Source organism: Microcoleus sp. T3_A4, assembly GCF_036700465.1.
GTDB lineage: Bacteria > Cyanobacteriota > Cyanobacteriia > Cyanobacteriales > Microcoleaceae > Microcoleus.
The window spans coordinates 104,770-123,103 of sequence record NZ_JAUBOY010000010.1 but is presented as its reverse complement, the minus strand read 5'-3'; the positions used below and the strand labels follow the sequence as shown (position 1 = coordinate 123,103).

At 46.8% G+C, this 18,334-nt stretch carries 13 protein-coding genes; 5 read left to right on the top strand and 8 right to left on the bottom strand.

Annotated elements, in window-relative coordinates; translation table 11 throughout:
• Positions 1–368 precede the first annotated feature (368 nt).
• The 3 genes from QUA07_RS08095 to QUA07_RS08085 form a co-directional block, all read right to left on the bottom strand.
• Positions 369–1,529, bottom strand: a complete 1,161-nt coding sequence (locus tag QUA07_RS08095; RefSeq protein WP_333323960.1) for an ATP-binding protein — start codon at positions 1,527–1,529, stop codon at positions 369–371.
• A complete protein-coding gene (locus QUA07_RS08090; protein WP_333081550.1) occupies positions 1,526–1,897 on the bottom strand; it encodes a response regulator in 372 nt (123 codons plus the stop codon). The genes QUA07_RS08095 and QUA07_RS08090 overlap by 4 nt, the downstream gene beginning before the upstream one ends.
• 428 nt (positions 1,898–2,325) lie before the next feature.
• Positions 2,326–3,789, bottom strand: a complete 1,464-nt coding sequence (locus QUA07_RS08085; protein WP_333081552.1) for an ATPase domain-containing protein — start codon at positions 3,787–3,789, stop codon at positions 2,326–2,328.
• Positions 3,790–3,886: 97 nt separating this feature from the next.
• Between QUA07_RS08085 and QUA07_RS08080 the strand changes: the two genes are divergently transcribed.
• The 4 genes from QUA07_RS08080 to QUA07_RS08065 all read left to right on the top strand — a co-directional run bounded on the left by QUA07_RS08080 (position 3,887) and on the right by QUA07_RS08065 (position 8,598).
• Positions 3,887–5,335 carry an FAD-binding oxidoreductase gene (locus tag QUA07_RS08080; protein ID WP_333323958.1) on the top strand — a complete coding sequence of 483 codons (1,449 nt, stop codon included), beginning with the start codon at positions 3,887–3,889 and terminating at the stop codon, positions 5,333–5,335.
• Positions 5,336–5,414: 79 nt separating this feature from the next.
• The gene (locus tag QUA07_RS08075; protein ID WP_333323956.1) at positions 5,415–6,707 is read left to right on the top strand and encodes a transposase; all 1,293 of its coding nucleotides are present in this window, start codon (positions 5,415–5,417) and stop codon (positions 6,705–6,707) included.
• A gap of 197 nt (positions 6,708–6,904) precedes the next feature.
• Positions 6,905–8,314, top strand: coding sequence for a heterodisulfide reductase-related iron-sulfur binding cluster (locus QUA07_RS08070; protein ID WP_333323954.1), 1,410 nt, complete (start codon positions 6,905–6,907; stop codon positions 8,312–8,314).
• A 65-nt stretch (positions 8,315–8,379) separates the two neighbouring features.
• Positions 8,380–8,598: a hypothetical protein gene (locus QUA07_RS08065; protein ID WP_333323952.1), complete on the top strand. Its 219-nt coding sequence runs from the start codon at positions 8,380–8,382 to the stop codon at positions 8,596–8,598.
• 84 nt (positions 8,599–8,682) lie between these two features.
• Here QUA07_RS08065 and QUA07_RS08060 read toward each other — a convergent pair whose 3' ends face one another.
• Complete coding sequence (locus QUA07_RS08060) at positions 8,683–10,923, bottom strand: beta-propeller domain-containing protein (RefSeq protein WP_333324007.1); 2,241 nt, start codon at positions 10,921–10,923, stop codon at positions 8,683–8,685.
• A gap of 831 nt (positions 10,924–11,754) precedes the next feature.
• Here QUA07_RS08060 and QUA07_RS08055 point away from each other — a divergent pair.
• Positions 11,755–12,270, top strand: a complete 516-nt coding sequence (locus tag QUA07_RS08055; RefSeq protein ID WP_333323950.1) for a phycobiliprotein lyase — start codon at positions 11,755–11,757, stop codon at positions 12,268–12,270.
• Positions 12,271–12,398: 128 nt separating this feature from the next.
• On the opposite strand, the gene QUA07_RS08050 is transcribed toward QUA07_RS08055, so the two are convergent.
• The 4 genes from QUA07_RS08050 to QUA07_RS08035 all read right to left on the bottom strand — a co-directional run bounded on the left by QUA07_RS08050 (position 12,399) and on the right by QUA07_RS08035 (position 18,179).
• The gene (locus QUA07_RS08050) at positions 12,399–13,070 is read right to left on the bottom strand and encodes a hypothetical protein (protein ID WP_333323948.1); all 672 of its coding nucleotides are present in this window, start codon (positions 13,068–13,070) and stop codon (positions 12,399–12,401) included.
• Positions 13,071–13,188: 118 nt separating this feature from the next.
• The gene (locus tag QUA07_RS08045) at positions 13,189–15,720 is read right to left on the bottom strand and encodes a DUF3769 domain-containing protein (RefSeq protein ID WP_333323946.1); all 2,532 of its coding nucleotides are present in this window, start codon (positions 15,718–15,720) and stop codon (positions 13,189–13,191) included.
• 299 nt (positions 15,721–16,019) lie between these two features.
• On the bottom strand, positions 16,020–16,136 hold the full coding sequence (locus QUA07_RS08040; RefSeq protein WP_106151135.1) for a photosystem II reaction center protein I: 117 nt from the start codon (positions 16,134–16,136) through the stop codon (positions 16,020–16,022).
• A 78-nt stretch (positions 16,137–16,214) separates the two neighbouring features.
• Complete coding sequence (locus QUA07_RS08035) at positions 16,215–18,179, bottom strand: hypothetical protein (RefSeq protein ID WP_333323944.1); 1,965 nt, start codon at positions 18,177–18,179, stop codon at positions 16,215–16,217.
• Between the last annotated feature and the right edge of the window lie 155 nt (positions 18,180–18,334).

Genomic DNA, 18,334 nt, shown 5'->3' with positions numbered 1-18,334 from the left:
CCATTTTTAAAGTGTTAAAATACTCATCAGATCCTCTAAGATGTGACGGTTGTTGGGTCGCTTTTTTTCACAAATATAAATTCTGACACCTGGGGATAAGTTTTGTATAGTATCTCATTATTTTTGGGTGGGTTCAACATTTATTACGGTGCCGATCGAGCTTTGACGAACAATCGCCAATTCTCCCGCTCGTCGATCGCCAGTTATCCCGCTCGTTGATCACTTCTGGAACGACGCTGATCAATTTCATCACTTGACGATCGGCTGTTATCAGTTTTTTGAGGATACATCTCATGGTCACACTATCACCTATAGCCTCACCCAGGCGTCACATTCATCGATGACTATCCCAAATCCCTGCATTTAGTTTAAACCGTTGCAGGCGAGATTTGGTTTTTTCCAGGTTTTGCGATCGGCAGCGTTACTGTAAATGTACTGCCAACCCCTTCTTCACTGGTCAAAGTAATTTCGCCACCGTGCAAGTCCACGCATTTTTTAACAATGCTCAGCCCCAGTCCAGTACCGGGAATTCGACCGACATTTTTAGCCCGGTAAAATGAATCAAACAACCGTTCTTGGTCGGCGACAGGTATGCCAATTCCTGCATCCTGTACTGAAAAAATAGCCTCGGTTTCAGTAAGTTTTAATTCAAAAATTACTTCGGTATTTGGGGGAGAATACTTAATAGCATTGGACAGCAAATTGCCCAGAATTCGCCGGAGTAAGCTTACCTCCAAACACGCCATCGCGGATGGATTGTGATTTACAAAAATCAGCGTCACCCGGTCATTTTCAGGTTTCAACTTCAGGCTGTTCTGAAATTCCCCTACCAACTCATTACAAAACTTTGCTAAATCTATCGGTAGCAAGGAAAACCCGGTTTTTCCAGACTCAACACGCCCCAGCAACAGCACATCATCTAATAACAAATCTATGCCTTTTGCGGCGGCTTGAGTTTTGTCTAGAAGTTCTTGGGTTTTCTCCTGTGTTAATGTCAACTTGTACTTGCTAAGAAGTTGTGTAGTGCCGATGATGAAATTCAAAGGATTGCGAACGTCGTGGGCAATCATGTACAGCAAAGAAGTTTTCATCTCGTTGAGTTCTTGGGCTGTTTGCAGAGTGCGATCGAGTTGGTCGTGAGACAATTTGAGAGTTAAAGACAACTGGCGCGAACGCAGCAAAATCTCCACCCGTGCTTGCAATTCGATCTTCTCGATCGGAGCGATAATCAAATCGTCAATGCTTTGCCAAATAAATTGCGTTGCCATTCCTACATCCGAGCGAGATGTAATCAAAAGAAAAGGCAAGCATACCGGTTGTTCTGCCTGTTTTTGGGCGGCTACCCATTCCCAGTGGCGTTTCAGGGAAATACCGTCAATTATCGCCAGGTCAAAAGATTGATTAAATGGTAAAAACTCCTCACTATTTTCTGTTGAGTTTGGCAGCAATACCTCATAGTAAACAGCTAACCATTCTAATAACAAGCGGCGATTTTCTTTCTGTTCGACAAGCAATAAAATTTGACTCACGCAGATTCTCCTAGCAATGTGTGCACAATTCCCAGCAAATCTCTAACGATCAAAGGTTTTACCAACATATTCCGAGCACCGTGGCAGAGGCTTTCGTGCTGAATGGCAGCGCTTTGTTTGGGCGAGAGTATCAGAAAAGGGATTTGGTGATTTCGCAGTTGTTCGCAGCACTCCCAAATCCGGCGATCGAAACCAGAAATATCTACTAAAGCCATCCCGATCCTAGCAGGCTGACTGATAGCTTGTGCAACATCTTCAAAGTTATAAGCCGCGATCATCTGGTATCCTTCTTTATTCAGAAATTGTGCTAATAGTTCCAAGTTTCGATGATTGCGGTCTACGGCTAAAATTATTGAGTTTTCATTCATCTATCAGCTTCCTTTGAATACGGGTTATACCATTTTAGATTTTAGATTTTAGATTTTAGAATGGGTAGTGACTGATTATATATGGGTTGGGATGTGGCCTAAAGTTGGATTCTTTTTTTATCTGGTATTAGCTTACTTTTCGGCGAGGGATTACATTGGTTTTCAGTTGAGTGAAGTACAGATGATCTGACACAGGACACGGCTCCGCGCCCTGTGCCCTACTCTATTTCATACAAGTGAAAACTGCTATAAAAGTCGAAAAATACACAAATTTACCAATATATTTAAGTTTTCCAGAACTTAGGCTAGTGGTGAGGTGCGCGGTGCGCCCCCTACAGGTAGTGGTGAGCTGCGCGCCCTACTCATTAGTAGATTCACGACTCCAAAATTAGCTGCACTTGCCCCAAAACAGCAGGACAAACCCCGATTCAATCTTGATCAGCTTCCCCCTCAATCCACACCGGCGCCGAACTCAAAATGCCCCGCAGCCCCGCTATCGGTTTGCTGACTTTGATGCCGTAGCGAGTAATCTCGAGTTCTCGCAGAGTTCTCTCGAAATTGCTGACTCGTTTTTTAATTACTCCGATCGCCTTGCGGATTTCTGTCCTATTATGCAGTTGGCGTTCCAGATAGCGTATAAACAGAAGATTATCCGCTAAATAGCTAATCCCGATCTCGGTCAGCCGAAAATCTCCGCTAATGGCTTCTACCTCATTAATCAAGATAACGGTGACTCCCATATTCTTCAGATACTTGCACAAAGCGTGCAAATTGTTCACCAAATCTTGCCCCTGCATCGAAAGCTGATAGCCAGAAATACTGTCAATCATCACAATCTGCGTCTTTTCCTGCTCCACCTCCTGGCGAACCATACAGGCAAACTGATCTGGCGAGTAGAGCAAAGGTTCCACAGGTATCACCGAAAGACTTCCTTGCCCCATCATCGCCCCAACCGGGATGTTAACTGATTCACAGCGCTTCAGCAGAGTAGAACTTGACTCCTCAAAAATGTAAACTACCGATCGTTCCCCCCTTCCTGCGGCTTCCTTCATAAACTGAACCCCCACCGTCGTTTTACCCACGCCGCTAGGCCCGCTAATCACCGTCACAGTCCCCCGTTCCAGTCCCCCGTGCAGTAGTTCGTCGATTTCTGGAACCCCAGAAGAAATCGCTTCCGCAACAAAATCCTGCTGATAATTGTCTGGCAGCAATCGCGGAAATACCTCCATACCAGCCTGAGTCAGGCGCAGCGAATGGCGGCCGCTGCGGAAGTTAGAGCCTCGCAGCTTGGTGACAGACACAGCGCGTCCTTCAGGGCGCAGTTCTAAATAAATTACTCCGTCGCTGATGAATTGCAAATCGTCGTCTGGAACACTTGATGTGCCTTCGGAGGTGAATACCACCGTCGCCCCCCCTTCCACCAAAAAGCGCAGAAAAGACAGAACTTGCTTGCGAAACTGAAACTCATCCGCAGCTAAGTAGCGAAATTGAGTTATCGCGTCCAAAAACACCCGATCAGGTTTGAGCGCCCGTACCTGTTCGATAATCTTTTGTGTAGTCGGTTCTCGCTCAACCTCGGAGGGGGAGAAAATGTCATAAGTCTGAACTTCTGTAAAGAATTCTGACGATGGGCTCAAATCGAGGAACGCCATCGCTTCCATATCAAAACCGAGACTTGTGGCATTGGCCCGCAATTGCGCTTCCGGTTCTCCTAAAGTAATAAACAGGGGCGTTTCTCCCAGAGCCACACCTGCTGCCAAAAAGTGAAAGCCCAGTGTAGTCTTGCCAGTACCGGGGCCCCCGCGCACTAAATAAGAGCGTTGAGGAATTAGGCCGCCGCCAATCACTTCGTTGAGACCGGTAATTCCCACAGAAAGTCGGTTTTGAGACATTTGTTTTTTCATGTTTTGAATATCGGGCCCGTATTAATATTTAATGGTTTTAGGCAGTGTTTTGATAATTTTTTTTACCGGGCGTCTCATAACCTTGATGAAATCTTTTTCTACCGAAAATTACGTAAGCATACAAGAATTAGAAAGTATTGTCGGGACTGCTGGCATCTGTCGCTGGCAAGATACAGAGCCATTTTGGCAAGAACGAGTAGAAAAAGCAGTTGCCCCCGACACGAAAATAGATTGTACCGTTTACCCGAATACTCAGGAAGAACTGGCGGCTGTCATTGCTTGGGCTGGGCAAAATCGCTGTGCCGTCTTGCCCTGTGGCAGTGGCAGCAAACTTGATTGGGGCGGTTTAGTTAAATTCGACTCCGATCCCCCCCAGCCCAGGGCGGGCACGGGGGCACCGCCCCTACCAAGGGGGGAGCAAGATGTTGTCAAAGTGGGTCTTTTTAAGGGGGATTTAGGGGGATATCCTGATGCAGGGGGGATTGTGGCTGTCAGCACTTCGCGCCTCAATCGGCTTGTAGAACACGCTGTGGGCGATTTAACGGTGACTGCGGAAGCGGGAATGAAGTTTGCGGATTTGCAGCAAATTTTAGCTGCGGCAGGTCAATTTTTGCCGATCGATCCAGCATATCCGCAAGAGGTAACTTTGGGCGGCATTGTCGCTACTGCTGATGCGGGTTCCTTGCGGCATCGCTATCGCGGGGTGCGCGATTTGCTGTTGGGAATTACCTTTGTGCGATCGGACGGTAAAATTGCGGTAGCCGGGGGTCGAGTTGTTAAAAATGTCGCCGGCTACGACTTGATGAAACTGTTTACTGGTGCTTACGGCACATTGGGGGTCATTTCTCAAGTAACTTTCCGAGTTTATCCGCTGCCTGAATCATCGGGAACCGTAGTGCTGACAGGGGAAACTAATGCTTTGTCCCAAACGGCTCAAATCTTATTATCCTCTGCTTTGACACCAACAGCCGTTGATTTGCTGTCACCTGAATTAGTCGCAAAATTAGGCTTAGGAAAGGGCACGGGATTAATCGTCAGATTTCAAAGTATCGCAGAAAGTGTTAAACAACAATCAGCCCGCTTGCTGGAAGTTGGCGAAAAGTTGGGTTTACAAGGCACTAGCTGCTGCGAAAATGATGAGCATCAGTTATGGCAAAGATTGCCAGAAACTATGTGGGATTCTGGCACAAAGTCGGCAATTATTTGCAAAATAGGAATCAGACCGTCGGAAGCTGTAACGGCCATTAACGAATTGCCGGTACAGGACGCTTGGATTCATGCAGGCAGCGGTTTGGGGGTTGTGCGGTTTGAGAATGCGACGGCGGACAGGTTGTTGCAGGTACGCAGAGGGTGCGAAGCGAAAGGCGGTTTTCTGACTGTTTTAGTAGCGCCGACCGACATCAAGCAAGAGTTAGATGTTTGGGGCTATACTGGAAGTGCGATCGATTTAATGCGCCGGATTAAACAGCAGTTTGACCCGGAAAATATTTTGAGCCCCCATCGTTTTATAAGCGGTATTGTAAAACTTCATTGAGTTTATAAGCAATAATGGTATTATATTGTTGTGAGTGTTGAATAAGGAATACGCATAGCCCAAAAAACGCAAGTCTCAAATGCAACTAACAGAGAGGCACATCATTAAATCAACGGAACACCGTTTCGCCCAAATAGACGAACTAGCTTTCAAGTCCAAAAACCTCTACAATGCCGCCAATTACGTCATTCGTCAGAGTTTTATTTATGGGTGGGGCTATGTAAATTACAACGAAATGAACCGATTGATGAAGTCTCACGAAGCATATAAGGCTTTGCCTGCTAAAGTAAGTCAGCAAATCTTGATGGTGCTAGACAAGAATTGGAAATCGTTTTTTGAAACCGTTAAAGCTTACAAAGCTGACTCTTCAAAATTCACGGGTCGCCCAAAATTGCCAAAGTACAAAGATAAGACTAAAGGGCGAAATCTTCTCGTCTACACGATTCAAGCAATTAGCAGCAAACAGTTGAAGAAAGGAATCATTAAACTTTCCGGCACTGAACTTTCAATTAAAACCCAAGTCAATCCCAACCAGATTTGTCAAGTTAGACTGGTTCCGAAATGTGATTCCTATGTAATTGAGGTGATTTATGATGCTTGTACTGAGCGTAGTCGAAGTGAACCGGAGTCCACCCTTGGCAATGCCAACTCTGTAGCTAGTATTGATTTGGGACTGGATAATTTAGTGGCGTTAACTTCAAATCAGCCGGGATTTATCCCTTTGTTGATTAACGGGCGACCATTAAAATCGATTAACCAGTTCTATAACAAACGCAAATCCCGATTACAATCCCAGTTAAAAGGGAATCGTCAAACCTCACCCAGGATTCAGCGATTAACTCGCTGTCGCAATCAGAAAGTTGATAATTACTTGCATCATGCTAGTCGTGTGATTGTTGCGATTTTAAATACAAAACAAATTGGGACGCTAGTAATTGGCAAGAATGCACAGTGGAAAACTGAAATTGATCTAGGGAAGCAAACCAACCAAAACTTTGTTAGTATTCCTCACTCTCGATTAATTGAAATGTTGGAGTACAAAGCTCGGTTGGTGGGAATCACAGTAATTGTGCAGGAAGAATCCTACACATCGCGGGCAAACTTCGTGGGTCTAGACCCAATCCCTGTCTACGGGAAAACAGAAAAAGAGCCAATGTTTACTGGTAAGCGTATTAAGCGAGGTTTGTACAAAACATCGACTGGTCAGTTAATTAATTCTGATATCAACGCTTCGTACAACATCCTCAGAAAAGCAATCCCAAATGCCTTCAGCTATGGGATAGGGAGCTGCGTAGTTCAGCCGAGGCGGGTTAATCCGCTCAAAGTAAAAGTGAAGGGGGAGGGACTTGAAGCCTCCCATGCCTATAAATGACTATACTTTTACCAGCTATTTAGTTTAAAGTTTGTAGTCAGGACTTGATTCGTTCAGGACTTCTGTAAAAAGTGGTTTTACACGCTACTTCTAGCGGAATTTTTCGCGCGGCAAACCTACAGATAAAGCTTCTGCCTAAATTCCATTAAACTGACTAAAGTTCTGGGTACGAAGAAAAACAATTAGGTAATATATATATGCAAACTTCAGAAAAATCTCAAGTTCCCAGCGACGATTTAAGACCTGCCAAAGAAAGCAATTTTCTAGCACAAAATCCCCACTTACAAACCCTCGAAATCCCCGGTTTCGACGCCAACAATCCGCCCGATCCGAAATTAATCGATACTTGCGTACACTGCGGCTTTTGTTTGTCAACTTGTCCAAGTTATCGCGTACTCGGCAAAGAAATGGATTCGCCCAGAGGCCGCATTTATTTAATGGATGCAATCAACGAAGGCGACGCACCATTAAACGAAGCAACCTCCCAGCATTTTGATACTTGTTTGGGCTGTTTAGCCTGCGTTACAACTTGCCCTTCTGGAGTTCAATACGACAAATTAATTTCCGCAACGCGCCACCAAGTTACTAGAAATCAGGAACGCACTTTTTCGGACAATGTAATTCGCACTCTGATTTTTAATCTCTTCCCTTATCCTCACAGATTGCGACCTTTGCTTGTACCGCTGTTTATTTATCAAAAATTAGGACTGCCAAAACTTGTCCGCAAAACAGGTTTGCTGAAAAAAGTATTTCCCCGCTTGGCTGCGATGGAATCAATTTTGCCGAAAGTTACTGTCGATTCTTTCCGGGATAATTTACCAGAGGTAATTCCGGCAGAAGGGGAGAAACGCTATCGAGTCGGCGTGATTTTAGGCTGTGTCCAGCGGCTGTTATTTTCGCCAGTTAATGAAGCTACTGTGCGTGTTTTGACGGCTAACGGTTGCGAGGTTGTGGTTCCTAAAAGTCAGGGATGCTGTGCTGCTTTGCCGGAACATCAAGGCCAAGCGGAACAGGCAAAAGCTTTGGCGAGACAAATGATTGATAGCTTTGAAAATACTGGCGTTGATTTTGTGATTATCAACGCTGCTGGGTGCGGCCACACTTTGAAAGAATACGGTCATATTTTAGCAGATGACCCTGATTATCGGGAGAAAGCTGAAAAATTTGCTGTTAATGTTAAGGACGTGCAAGAGTTTTTGGCAAGTGCAGGAATTACGGCGAAACTCAATCCTTTGATTGACGGAGATTTGACAATTGTTTATCAGGATGCTTGTCATTTGTTGCACGGGCAAAAGATTAGTTTGCAGCCGCGTCAGTTGCTGCAACAAATTCCGGGGGTGAAGTTAAAAGAACCTGTGGATGCGGCTTTGTGCTGCGGGAGTGCGGGGGTTTACAATATGCTTCAGCCGGAGATTGCTGATGAATTGGGAGTGCAAAAGGTGGAGAATTTGCTGAATACTGGGGCGGAGTTGATTGCTTCTTCTAATCCGGGTTGTTCTTTGCAAATTAAGAAGCATTTGGAGTTGCAGGGAAAAACAGTTACTTTAATGCACCCAATTGAGCTTTTGGATTATTCGATTCGCGGGGTGAAGTTGCTGAGGAAGTAGTTTTGTAGGGCGGGCGGTGTCTGCCCTATTTTCGATGCGCCCCGCCTGTGAATGAGATTTTTTTAATGAATTGCAGGAATTCACAAACGGGACACCTGTTCCACAGAGGAGCGGCAGGTGAAGAGTGGCAAATTTATCGCCCTGACGGTCCACCGTTTACAAGTTATGAGGAGGTTTCTCGCAGCTTGGAACAAGCCGAACAGCGGGCAGAACAAGCCGAACAGCGGGCTGCTTTACTGGCAGAAAGACTGCGAGCGATGGGAATTGACCCGGAACAATTGTAAACTAGATTGGGAAAAGGGCGATCGCACTTTTAAATTTTAGCAAAAGTGCGATCGGCATAATAACTAATAACTAATGACTGATGACTATTTCCCCTCTTCTAACCTCAAAAAATGCACCTGTCCCGAAGCTTCCGCCACTACGATTGTCACCCCATCAGGTGCAATAGCGCAAGCTTTCAAAGCACTATCTCCCCTGAAACTAGCAATTACTTCTCGACTTAACAAATCCCAAACTTTGAGAGTATTATCGTCCGAAACAGAAATTGCCTTTGTTCCCATAGTCGCCACAGATGTTACCGCATCAGCATGACCTACCAAAGTAAAAACTTCTTTTCTACTTGACAAATCCCAAACTTTCAAATTGTGTTCCCGCCCGCCAGAAATCGCCCCTTTGCCATCCGCCGTAACTGCCACAGCATTCACAAAACTCTCATGACCTTTGAGAGTAAAAAGTAGATTTTTGACGGCTAAATTCCATAAATTTGCCAAAATATTCTTTTCTTTTCCCAAACTCCAAATTTTCAGAGTTTGGTCGCCGGAAGCCGAAATAACCCGCTTGCTGTCGGGAGTAACTGCCACAGCTTTTATCCCGTCCTCATGACCTGAAAAAGTAAAAAGTTCGTCTCCTGTTTCTAAACTCCAAACTTTAATAGTTTTGTCTCCCGAACCGGAAATCGCCATCGTTCCGTCCGCAGTCACTGCCACAGAATTTACCCAGTCTGTATGACCAGTGAAAGTAAAGATTTCTTTTCCGGTTTCTAGATTCCAAACTTTCACAGTTTTGTCGCCGGAACCCGAAACTACTCGCTTGCTATCCGGTGTAGTTGCGATCGCTTTTACCCAATCTTGGTGTCCAGAAATAGTAAAAATTTCCTGTCCGTTTTTGAGATTCCAGACTTTAATGCTGTTGTCTCCTGAACCGGAAATCGCTTTCGTACCGTCCGCCGTCACTGCTACAGCATTTACCCAGTCATCGTGACCTGCAAATGATAAATTTTCTTTGCCTCTTTCTAAGTGCCAAACTTTGAGAGTTTTGTCAGAGGAACCAGAAACTATCCGCTTGCCGTCGGGGGTAACAGCCACAGCATTCACTGGGGCGATGTGATTGGTAAAAGTGAAAAGTTCTTCTTTTGTTTCCAGATTCCAAACTTTCAGCGTTTTGTCACCTGAAGCCGAAATTACCCGTTTGCCGTCGGGACTGACTGCCACAGCTTGAACGAAACTGCTGTGTTTTCCTAAAGTGAAAAGTTGCTTTCTTTCTGACAAACTCCAGACTTGAACAGTTCCGTCGTAACTGCCGGAAATTATGAGTTCGCCGTCGGGAGTAACTGCTACACTTTTTACCCAGTCTTCATGACCCGTGAGAGTAAAAAGTTCTTTTCCAGTTTCTAGGTTCCAGACTTTCATGCTGTTGTCTCCCGACCCGGAAATCAACCGTTTGCTATCAGGAGTTACGGCTACGGACTGGACAAAACTGCTGTGACCTTTGAAGTTAAAAATTACTTCTCTGCTTGTCAAATCCCAAACTTTAATACTGCCATCCCAAGAACCTGAAATTACTCGCTTGCCGTCGGGAGTTACTGCTACTGCTTCTACGGCAAAAGTATCGCCTGCAAAGGTAAATATTTCTGTCCCTGTTTCTAAATCCCAAATTTTAATCGTATTGTCCCAAGAACCGGAAATTACTTTAGTGCCGTCGGGGGTGACAGCTACAGCATTGACGTAGGTAAGATGACCTTTTAGGGTGGCAAGTTCTTCTCCTGTTTCTAAGTGCCAAATTTTGAGATTGTGGTCGGAGGAGGCAGAAATTGCCCGCTTGCCGTCGGCGGTGATTGCTACAGCTTGTACCCAGTCTGTATGTCCGGTGAGGGTACGCAACAATCTCCCGCCAGGAGGGGTAAAGCTGGGCGTTAGCGGTCGCAGCCAGGGGGTTGTTTGGTGTTGTGCCTGTGCTAGCATTGCTTGAATTTCTGGACTTTCAAAGCACATCAAGCGGGCTATTAGTTGGGTGGCTAGTTGGCTTTTATCTGTGGCTAGAATGTGGGCAGACAGCCGAATTGCTTCTTGGATTAATTTGAGTTGGTCGGCTTTTTTGTCTGAGATAATATCGGGACTTGTTGCTAAATCGTAATCTTCTATTAGCGCCTGTACTCCCGATGCTGACAGCTTGGCTTTAATAAAGTTGTAATCTATTAGTAAGCTGTATAATTTTTCTGAGTCTGAATTCGCTGCTAGCTGACTGGGCACGATTCCCAGGTAGTGCGTCTGTTCTGCGGGCTCCATTTTATCCAGCCCTTGTTTAAACTCGGTCATAAATTTACGGATGTGTTTTTTAAATGTATGCGATCGCTAGCTGCACCCTACCGAAAAGCCGATCGAGAATCTTGTCTCTTAGACTTAGCATGACATATTTGAATGCTATGTGCTACGGGCTTGCTGTCCTCGGTTTGGTGATGGTTCGATGAATTGCTTGTTTTTTAGTCGGAGTCTGCTTTGAGAATTTTCAAGCAGTGCGATTACAATAAATCGTCGCTAATATAATTAAACTCAGCAACGCCCAATTTACCGATCAATTGACAAAAGCTCACATATATCGTTGCTTTTCTTAACATAGCTGGTGTTTGGGCGATGATGGTCGCTCGATCAGCACTGTCAATCGATTTTAGATTTTAGATTTTAGATTGAAGCCTTGACCCCACGGATAAATTCGGGGGGCAAGTTTCTCGGATACAAGTTTTTTATTTCTGGACGGATGAATCCGGGGGCTTGTATCCTGGAGGCTTTCGGTCAAAGCTAAAAAATTTCAGGTATCGTAATCCTATTTAATGTGCGAAAAAGACTTTTTATAACGAAAATATGATGGCGGATGCTCTAATTTTCTGTCAAGTCGGCCACATCAGCGAGGCAGATGTCCCCCTGGTTGGGTTTCGTACCAGGGCGGCATCTGCAATCTGTTTCACCCAAAGCTCTCAGAAAGCTTTGCAGGTGCGTCCCCTTCCTCTAAAATATAGAAAAGGACTTGCACTCTTAAACCGGGTTTCTAGACAAAATCATTGGTTTGACCGCTAGGTACGTAGGAAGAAACCGGGTTTCTGACTCCATAGCGCGCAAGTCACGATCGCAAATAAAGCAGTATTGACTTTAGAGACAAATTTCATGGATGTTATCGAGTTTTTCGAGTTAAGTGCAGGCAAATGGTTTTCTCAGCGTACCGTACACAATCTCAATTCTGGGGAATTGCAGGCCGGTAAATCCGACCTCAAAATAGAACTACTGACAGCTAGCGATGCAGCAGTCGTCAAACTTTGCCAACAACACTCGATTAACCCGGCTTCAACTGGGCTAACCAGCGTTCGGATTAGTTGGGACGGTATTCCCGATCGCGACAAAGCTAAACAAATCGGTTCTACAATACTAGCGATCGTACCAAATCCCGACAATCCAAGCGAAGGCAAAGTGTTGCAAGACAAGGGTAATAGTCGCTACGTGATGGGCGACGACGTGCTGACATTGATTACAGAATCAGACACCCTCCATGCCGAAGAAAGGCTGTGGTATCTCATGCCCAATTTGCGGCTGCGGACTAGCTTTGTTAAGCAAGCTAACGGTACGGAACAAGCTTCTTTTTGTTCGGAAATTCGGATGGGAGTAAGTGCCCCAAGTGAAAAGTGAAAAATAACTATCTATAGCGGTTCTTAAGCGTTGTGAGGTATGGGGGCGAGTCCTATGCCCTATTATGCCCTATGCCCTATGCCCTATGACCACCTCATGTTACTGAGAAAGGCTATAGTTCCCAAAGTTTAAACTCTATTTCTGCTTTCTCCCTTCTTTCTTCGGCCTTCTCTGGCAATCGCTTTTAACTTGGTATGAAAATCAGTGTGTTTGACAACTGGGAATGATTTTGCCACAGGTTTGTCCGCTAATTTTTGCTCGGCTTCGGCTCGATCGGCTAGGGCGGTAACAGCCACATCTTCATATACAACAAATTCTGTATTTTCTTTTGTGCGATCGTCGGCTGCGGGCAATTTTCCTGTTTCCTCTGCCTCTGTGTTTGGGACTTCTGCATGAAGCGCCACATCAAGTGGCGCCTCTGAGCTCCCAAGCAAATCTAACTCTGCGGCAGTTACTTTGGATTCCGGGTCAGATAAAAGTATATCTTCCTGTGGTAGTTGAGCAGCATTTTCCCCGGTTAAATTTTGAGGAAAATTATTGCATACCAAGCGTTCAAACTCGCGATTGAAATGATAGAGAGGTTGACCTATCCGATGCCACATACTCAATAGCTGTCCCACAGAAACAGCCTTGTAGCGGCCTTGATAAAGCGCTTCAACCACTGCTAAACGCAGCCAATAGCCGGGATACTTGGTCAGCCATTCACCCGCCAATTTCTCGGCTTTTTTGCCACCTAGGTCAAAACCGTAGTGAACCAGCAGAGCCGCTGCTTGTGCAGATATTGCGGTCACTTCTGTCATTTGTTGTCTATTGACTGTTGACTGTTATCTGTTGACTGTTGACTGTTGACTGTTTTCTGTTGACTTTTGACTGTTGGTTCCAAATTCCCAATGACCAATGCCCAATTAGCAAATTGAATTAATCGGATAAACGCACCCCTCCTTCTACAGTTCGCGCGTCCCCGGAAAAAGGTTCGGGAGTCCCATTCCAGTTGAAGTCGCTAACTCTAAAAGTCAGGCTGCCGACTTGACGCTCAGGATTAAAACGCAAAATGATTGCGTAGCTGCGGCGACTGTATTCTAAAGTGTAATTCGTACTGATTGTTTCCCCGCTTTCTAAATTAATAGCACTTTGAAATCCAACTCGAAAGCCTCCGTAAACTTGCTGGACAAGTCCAAAAGACAGGACTCTCAAATCTACTAAGCGATCGAATAAAAACGGCGATATACCGTCCCGTCCCACCTGGGTATAAGTCACGTTAAAACCAGTGTAATCGAGGAAAGGGCGGGAGAAATGGCCGAACTGCCCTTGAATGCCGACGCTGCCGGCGAGGGAATTTTGTCTGTCGCCACTGCTGTAATAAGTTCCAACCCCCCGGAGTCCCAAGGCCAGTTGCAAGAAAGGAACCACCGGCGTCCGCGTATACCTCAAACCCTGGGTGGGAGTGCGAGGCAGCGGTTCGCCCTCCCACAGGTTGAAGCCGCGACTCAAGGCAAAGCTGAGCTGGGAACGCCCCAGATCGACGCGGTTGTTTTCCCGCACTGGTTCGAGCAAGTCTGCTTGATCGGTGTCAGCATTGATAAATTGATACCCAGCTTGGTAGCTGAGATTGATGCCCGTGCCTCCGAGTGGGATGACTGGGGAAGTCAGGACTGCCCCGAGACTGCTCTGCACGGTTTGATAGCCCAGAGAACCGTTAAACAGCCGATCGCGATAACTGTATTCTGCTGCCAGAGTGTGAGTGCCGATCAACTGTCGCAGGCGCAAATTGCCCCTAAAGCTGTCTTCCGGCAAGTTCGGGAAATTTTCAAAACTCAGAAATATTGCCGATCCGTCCAGGCTGGTGCGCGGGCCGAGACTAGCGCCCAACCTCGCTTTCAGCCCGTAGCTATCGGGAGACAACGGATTGCCACCGTTCTCTGCCACGATCCGCTGCAGGTAAATTTGGGGTGTCAGAGTCAGTCGCACCGGCCCGTTTTGCAACACCTCAAAACCGCACTCGGCATACAAACCGCCTCTTTCGCCCCCGTCGTAGCCAAAGGTCAAACACGGGCCGTTTTGCTGCCGGCTGTCAAACACTTGCCTGCGGGGATACACGGGTATTTTCACCCGGTTGTCGAACACCAAGCGGGGTTTAGTTGTGACCAATTCCTCTGCCGTGGGCGAAATCCTTCTAATCGTCGCCCTCCGGGCCCTGTATTCAAATTCCGGCGGGGAAAACGGGTCGTTAGTAAGCCGAATGTTGGTTGCTACCCTCGCGCCGTCTGGTAGCAGTTCGATGCGTTCTGCTTCAAAGCGGATGCGGTTGACGGCACCAGTAACTTGGGGGGCTGCTAGCTGTCCACCGCCACCGAGAGTCACTGTAGCAGCGCCGGGGGATTTGACTCCGCGCAGGGGCTGCTGGCTGGTAATTCGATCGCTCAGGGGCTGTTCAAGAATCGTCCCGGCACTGATATCTGTCGGCAGTGTGGGAGTCAATTCGCTACCTGCTGCGGGCAGGAATATTTCGCCCCTGGCTTGTTCGACTGCGCCGCTGTTGAGGCCAAGATTGAACTCCATCCGCTGACCGCGCACTACTTGTTGGCCGCGGGTATAGGCGACATTGCCGGATGCTACCACTTGGCGGGTGACTAAGTTGACGATCGCTCGATCGGCATCAATCACAGTTTGCCTGAACCGCACAACGACATTACCAACCGCCGTGACAATTTGCTGCTTGTCGTCGAATTCTTGGCTGTCAGCCTTAACTTCGATAGTATCGGCCGGACTCACCGGAAAAGGCACCGTCCGCTGAGAAGGGGCGGTGCGGACTCCCGGCGGCGCGGCTGGTTTAGGTTTCGGTGTCGGGGCAGCGGGGGTTCTGGGTGCGGGGGCAGTTCCTGGTGTGGGAATGTCGAACTGCTGTTGCCCGCTGGGTGCTGGTTCTAGCGCGGGTTCTGGAACGGGAATCTCCGCAGGTTCGGGAGAGTTATCTTCTAACTGCCGGCCTTGGGTCTGATACCAACTTTCCTGCTTTCGGACAACATTCCCATCCTGTTGTTTCTGCGCCTCTGCGCTTCGTTTTTGATTGCGAATGGCAATGGCATTTTCTACCGAACCCAATGGGTAAGCCGTAAACGAGGAATCTTTCGGATTTTCCGCAGTTTCGGGTTCTCTCACAGGGGCCTGACGCTGAAATCCCACCACTGCCTCGCCGCTTTCCACTGCAGCTAAGGGGTCGGCGATTTCTGGAAGCTGGTCGGTGGCTGGGGTGGTGCCCCGGAGTGTGGCTGCGGGTTCTTCTGGGGCCGGTGTGGGTTCTGGCTGAACGATATCTGGGCTTGGTTCCGGTATTTCTGCGGGGTTGCGGAGGGTGTCTCCATCGCCGGCCGCGACAGTGAGGGCGACTTTTTTTGGCTTTGCGATGTAGATGATGCCAGGGGGTTCTGGCGGCGGTACCGGATAGGGCATAGTTACAACAGGTAAGTCATCCGATTTTAGATTTTAGATTTTAGATTTTAGATTTTATAGGGTGCAAATTATTGAAAATTTTGCATCTAGAAGGCAACTGTTTAAACATTAATCTGATATCTAAAATTCCCCGTGGCTTTGGTGCGCCGGAATAGGGCTGCTTTCAGAAGTTGCTTTCGCCACAAGATAACCTCGCTGGCGGTGCGAGGTCAAGTTTTGTCCGACTAATTTTTGCGGGTTTGTCGGCTGTTGCAGGGGCTGCGGTGGCGCGCCCCTACTCTGCGGGCGAGATAACTTGTTTATTCCATGTCTCTGCGGTTGGGGTTCCGGGCTGGGTCATTGGACAAAAATCCAAATACAAACAGGGAAACAAAAAATAGGACAACTACATTAACTACGATTTTGAGGGTTAGCACTGTGGGAGTCTCCAAAGATGGCATAATACTGAGCTGATTTGCTGCTGTTGCCGCAACTTTTTTATCATAAGCTAAAGATTAGTCAATTTTATCTTTGCTTTTGAGGATTTTGGGCAAGTTGATTTTTGCCCAATTCCAGAGTTGCTCGGCGATGTTTTCTAGCCGCAGCATAACTCGATCGAGCCATTCGAGCACTTGTTCTAGGGGGTGCTTAATGTATCCCATCGATTCTGCTTTTGTTTCTAAGTAGTCGTCTTCTGCTGGGACGCCTGGGCTGGGATTTTTGGCTTCTGCTGTGGGGGGGGTTGCGGCGGTGTATCTGGTAGTTTGGGCGGTGATTGCTGGAGAGTGGTTGTTTTGTCGGGTGTTCGGGTTTGTGTTTTTTGGCACTTCGGTTTCCTGTGCACGCCCTGGGGTTGATTCTGCTGCGAGTGCAGAGCTATTTTTGTGAGTAACTGCTAAATCAGATAAATCAGATGGTGTTTGGGGTTGACTTGTTGGGCTTTTTGTCAGCAAGCTCTGTTTTAGCTGCCCCAGCAGGCGGTGAAGTGCTTCGGGGTATGGGGATATTGAGACTGCGGTCGATCGACCTTCTGACAATTTTCCTAATTCTGCAATTTCTTGCTTGACTTTTGGACTGCTTTGTGATAACACGGGCGCGGAACTTTCCTCTATTAAATGCTGCGGTGCTGGTTCCCCAAATAAGTCTTGCCAATTCAGCCACGGTCGATCGACCTCTTGGCTTATTTGCGTGTTTTCTTGTTCTTGTCGCTGTTTCAAATAATACTGAATAGCGACGGATTTCTCCGTATTATCGCTGGCAGCCGTTTCTTTGCCCAGGAGGTGGTCTACTGACGACCAAATCACTTGTTCGATGTTTCGAGCGTATTTTTCGAGGATGTCGCGGGCGGACAAATCTAAATTGGTTTCGGTGCCCGAGGTGTCAATTTTGACTCCGGGGTTTTCTGTGGGTGCGGGGGTTGTTTTTACCGAGGGGGGGAGGGTAAATTCTTCGAGGTTGACGGCGGCGCGATCGAGTAATGTAACAAAGGAGAGAGGACTAGGGGGTCGATCAAACTTTCTGTTAAAATTAGTTTCTAGTTTTGGGGTATTGTGGTCGATCGAATTCGATGCCGCAATTGACTGCTGTGCGGTTTTTGATTCAATCTGGGCGCGGGCTTTTTGGACTAGGATGGCATTGCGGTCGATCGATTTTTTAACTGCGAGGATTGATTCTCCAAACTGATTTCTTTTGAGAGCAACCGGGCTCGTCTGAAGCCAGGCCATCAATTCCCAAAAACGACGCATCGGCGGCAACTGCGCTTTTTTGGCTGCCGACTCCAAACCGAGATTAAATTTTAATTCTTTTTGGGTAATTTCCCGCCGTTCGGGCCCGCCGTTGGCAATTTCCCAAGTTATGCGACCTTCGAGCAGTTCTTGCTGTTCGGGTGTCAAAATATCTAATATCTGATTTTCTTTTCCGACTAATACTAAAGTGCGGGCTGGGATAAAACTGGCAATTCCCTCAACTTTGGGTTGCGGTTTTAATTCAGTTTTAGCAAGCGGATGTTCTAAGACGGAAGTGGTTTGATGCTTTGTGATTTGTCCCTTAAAAGTGATTGCCGGAGGTAAATCGCTAGCAGTATTTCCCTGATTAATTAACAGCGGGAAGCTGGCTAAAGTTTTCGCGGTTTGCGACGAGGTTAGTAAATTTTCGGCTAGGTGCAAAATTTCGGCGATCGAACTTTCCTCGGAAACTTCCCCCTGATACCAATTTTGTGGCAAATCGGGGTTTTCGTCGCCGCCAAATTCTTGCAGTTCCGGTAAATCTACTTTGTGACTTGATTCCCGCAACTGTCGGCCCAGCATTCGGGAACTTTGCACAAGCAAATAAGCTGGATAAAGCAGAATTTGGGTAGCCGTGAGAGTTGTTTCTTTAATTTGACGCCAAGTTCGATCGCAATTGTCAGCGATTTGGCGGGACTGTTTCGATATAAAATTTAATAGTCGGCTTTGGTAGGGGCCGTAGTAACCGTTGGACATAAGTTTTATTCTTGAATTCAGATTTTTGATTCGCGCCGGAATTGCTGAATATTGCTGTAAAATCAAAGCGAGATCTTAATCGCAGCTTCAAACCCTCTGAAACCTTTATTTCTTCGCGTCCTTTGCGTCGGGGCGGTTCAATCCGATTTTTGATT